General features: G+C 76.8%; 3 protein-coding genes. All 3 read left to right on the forward strand.

Annotation, left to right across the window (positions count from 1 at the left end; translation table 11 throughout):
- The first annotated feature begins 73 nt into the window (after window positions 1-73).
- Entirely contained in the window at window positions 74-847 is a 774-nt protein-coding gene (locus tag ABEB16_RS17845) for a DUF1989 domain-containing protein (protein WP_345713565.1), read from the forward strand.
- On the forward strand, window positions 844-1,518 hold the full coding sequence (locus tag ABEB16_RS17850; RefSeq protein WP_345713566.1) for an urea amidolyase associated protein UAAP2: 675 nt from the start codon (window positions 844-846) through the stop codon (window positions 1,516-1,518). Before ABEB16_RS17845 ends, ABEB16_RS17850 begins: the two co-directional genes overlap by 4 nt.
- A gap of 86 nt (window positions 1,519-1,604) precedes the next feature.
- Window positions 1,605-3,983: 5-oxoprolinase/urea amidolyase family protein (locus tag ABEB16_RS17855; protein ID WP_345713567.1), on the forward strand; the 2,379-nt coding region annotated here is incomplete at its 3' end.

The raw sequence follows: 3,983 nt of genomic DNA on the forward strand, positions 1-3,983 counted from the left end.
CGCACGGCGGCGCCCCGCACGCCGGCGCCCCGCACTCCGGCGCCCCGCGCCCGACCCAGGAGGGTTCCGCCCGATGACCGCCACCACCGCCGCCGCCCGCGCCCACGCCCGCGCCCAGGAGGCGGCGGCCACCACCACCGAGCGCCCGTTCGTGCCGCCTGCGACCTGGCCCCACGCGCTGCCCGCCGGGGTCGGCGCCGGGGACCTGGTGTGGGCGGAGTCGCTCGCCCCCGGCACGAGCACCAGCGCCGTCCTCGCCGCCGGCACCACCCTGCAGCTCACCGACGCCGACGGCGGCGCCTGCGCCCACCTGGTGCTGCTGCGCGCCGGCGCGCCGTGGGAGCGGCTCAACGTCGCCGACACCGTCAAGGTGCTCTGGCAGGCGTACGTCACGACGGGCCACGTGCTGCTGACCGACCAGGGCCGGGCGATGGCCACCGTGGTGGCGGACACCTCCGGGCAGCACGACGCCCTCTGCGGCGCCTCGGCCCCGGCGCTGTTCACCACCACCGCCGCCAAGCACGGCCTCGACGGCCGCGACGTCCCCCCGAGCCTGACGTTCTTCCAGGGCGTGCGCGTCGCACCGGACGGCACCCTCTCCGACCCCGTCGGCGCCGGGGCCGGCGCCGTCCTCGCCCTGCGCCTGGAGATGCCCGCCGTCGTGCTGCTGGCGAACTCCCCGCACCCGCTGCAACCGGCGGACGCGCCACCCGGGGGGAACCTGCACGTCCTCGCCTGGCCGGGGGAGACCACCCGGCCCCAGGACGCGCAGTGGACCCGCAGCCCCGAGGCGCGCCGCGCCTACGACGCCACCCGCACCGACCGCCTCGCCCGGGGGACCGCATGAGCACCACGACCACGAACCACGCCGCCGCCGGGCCCGTCCCCGGCGCGCAGGCGGCCCTCGTCGGCGGCGAGGTCGTCCTCGACGAGGTGGTGCCCGCCCGCGCCGGCTGGTCCGCCGTCGTCGCCGCCGGCGACGTCCTCACGATCGTCGACCTCGGCGGCAACCAGGCCGTCGACTGCCTCCTCTACGCCGCCGCGGACACCGCCGAGCGCTACAGCGCCCCCGACACGATCGCCGCGCAGCGCAACGTGTTCCTCACCACCGGCAGCGTCCTGCGCTCCAACCGGGGCCGTGCGCTGATGACGGTGGTGGCCGACGAGGTGGGCCGGCACGACACCCTCGGCGGGGCGTGCAGCCGGGAGTCCAACGCCCTGCGGTACGGGTTCCACACCCAGCACCAGCACGCGTGCGTGGAGAACTTCCTCGGCGAGGGCGCGCGCTGGGGCCTCGGCAAGCGCGACCTGGTGAGCAACGTCAACTTCTACATGAACGTGCCCGTCGACCCCGACGGCAGCCTCGGCATCGTCGACGGCATCTCCGCCCCCGGCCTGCGCGTCGCGCTGCGCGCCGACGTCGACACCCTCGTCCTGGTGTCGAACTGCCCGCAGGTCAACAACCCGTGCAACGGGTTCGACCCCACCCCGGTCCGCATGGTCGTCACCCGCCCCTGACGCCGTCCCCGACACCGCCGGGGACACCGCCGGGGACACCGCGCCGGCGCACCCCGCAGACCGAACCCCAGGAAGGACCCGCCCCCGTGTTCGACACCCTCCTCGTCGCCAACCGCGGTGAGATCGCCCGGCGCATCATCCGCACCGCCCGCGCGGAGGGCCTGCGCACCGTCGCGGTCTTCTCCGACGCCGACCGCGGCGCCCCGCACGTCCGCGAGGCCGACGAGGCGTACCGGCTCGGCCCGGCGCCGGTGGCGGCGAGCTACCTGGCCGTGGACCGGCTGCTCGCCGCGATCCGGGACACGGGCGCCGGCGCGGTCCACCCCGGCTACGGGTTCCTCTCCGAGGACGCCGCCTTCGCCCGCGCCGTGGAGGCCGCCGGGGCCCGGTTCGTCGGCCCCACCCCCGAGCAGCTGGAGGCCTTCGGTGCCAAGCACACCGCGCGCCGCCTGGCCCGCGCCGCGGGGCTGCCGATGTCGGCGGGCACGGAACTGCTCGCCGACGTCGACGAGGCCCTGGCGGCGGCCGAGGACATCGGCTGGCCCGTCATCCTCAAGGCCACCGGCGGCGGCGGCGGCATCGGCATGCGGGCCTGCTGGAACCCGCAGGACCTGCGCGACGCCTTCGACGCCGTGCAGCGGCTGGCCAGCGCCAGCTTCGCCTCCACCGGGGTGTTCCTCGAGCGGTTCGTGGAACACGCCCGCCACCTGGAGGTGCAGGTGTTCGGCGACGGGGCCGGGCGCGTCCTCGTCCTCGGCGACCGCGACTGCACCCTGCAGCGGCGCAACCAGAAGGTCGTCGAGGAGGCCCCCGCCCCGAACCTGCCCGAGGAGCTGCGCCGGCAGGTGCACGAGGCGGCGCGGGTCCTGGGGGAGTCCGTCTCCTACCGCTCGGCCGGCACCGTGGAGCTGGTCTACGACGCCGACCGCGCCGAGACGTCGTTCCTGGAGGTCAACGCCCGCCTGCAGGTCGAGCACCCCGTCACCGAGGAGACCCTCGGCATCGACCTCGTGGCGTGGATGCTGCGCCTGGCGCAGGGCGACACCGCCATGTTCGACGAGCCCCAGCCCGCCCCGACCGGGCACGCCGTGGAGGCCCGCGTCTACGCCGAGGACCCCGCCCGCGGCCACCGCCCCGGCACCGGCACCGTCACCGCCGTGCGCTGGCCCGCGGGGGAGGGCGTCCGCGTCGACACCTGGGTGGAGACGGGCACCGAGGTCACGGGCAGCTACGACCCCATGCTCGCCAAGGTCGTCGCCTCCGGTGCCACCCGCGAGGAGGCGTTCGCGCGCCTCGCCGACGCCCTGGCCACCACCCGCGTCGACGGCGTCGACACCAACCTCGGGCAGCTGCGCGCCCTGCACACCGCCCCCGAGATCGCCGCCGCCACCCACACCACGAAGACCCTGGAGGGGGTCCGGGACACCGAGCCGCGCATCGAGGTCCTGCGCGCCGGGACCCTCACCACCGTGCAGGACTGGCCGGGCCGGCTGAACCTCTGGCAGGTCGGCGTCCCCCCGTCGGGGCCGATGGACGACCGCTCCTTCCGCCTCGGCAACCTGGCCCTCGGCAACCCCGAGGGCGCCCCGGGCCTGGAGTGCACCGTCGCCGGGCCCGCGCTGCGGTTCTCCACCGCGGTGACCGTCTGCGTGACCGGTGCCCCCGCGCCCGTCACCGTCGACGGCGAACCGGTGCCGATGTGGGAGCCCGTCGTTGTCGCGGCCGGGCAGGTGCTCGACGTCGGCACCGCCGCCGGGCCGGGGCTGCGGACGTACGTGCTCGTCGGCGGCGGCCTCGACGTGCCGGCGTACCTGGGCAGCGCGGCGACGTTCACCCTCGGCGGTTTCGGCGGCTCCACCGGGCGGGCCCTCGTCACCGGCGACCTGCTGCGGCCGGCAGCGGGCGGGGCGACCACCGCCGGACCCGTGCCGGTGGCCGACCGGCCCGAGCTGACCGCCGAGTGGGAGCTGCACGTCACCGAGGGCCCGCACGCCGCGCCCGAGTTCTTCACCCGCGCCGACGTCGACACCCTGTACGCCACCGAGTACCTCGTCCACTTCAACTCCTCGCGCACCGGCGTGCGCCTCGTCGGGCCGAAACCCGCCTGGACGCGCACCGACGGCGGCGAGGCCGGCCTGCACCCCAGCAACATCCACGACACCCCGTACTCGGTCGGCGCGCTGGACTTCACCGGCGACACCCCGATCCTGCTCGGCCCCGACGGACCCAGCCTCGGCGGTTTCGTCTGCCCCGTCACCGTCGTCACCGGCGAGCGCTGGAAGCTCGGGCAGCTGCGCCCCGGCGACGCCGTGCGGTTCGTGCCGGTGCGCGCCGCGGCGGCCCCCGCCCTGCGGGCCCTGCGCGCCCCCACCCGCCCGCTCCGCGGCGGGGACGACGACGACGGCGTGCTCGCGGATCGAGTAGGCCAGGGCCGCGGCCCAGGCCAGGGCGATGACGGCGTAGAC

The organism is Kineococcus glutinatus (assembly GCF_039542765.1).
Lineage (GTDB): Bacteria > Actinomycetota > Actinomycetes > Actinomycetales > Kineococcaceae > Kineococcus_A > Kineococcus_A glutinatus.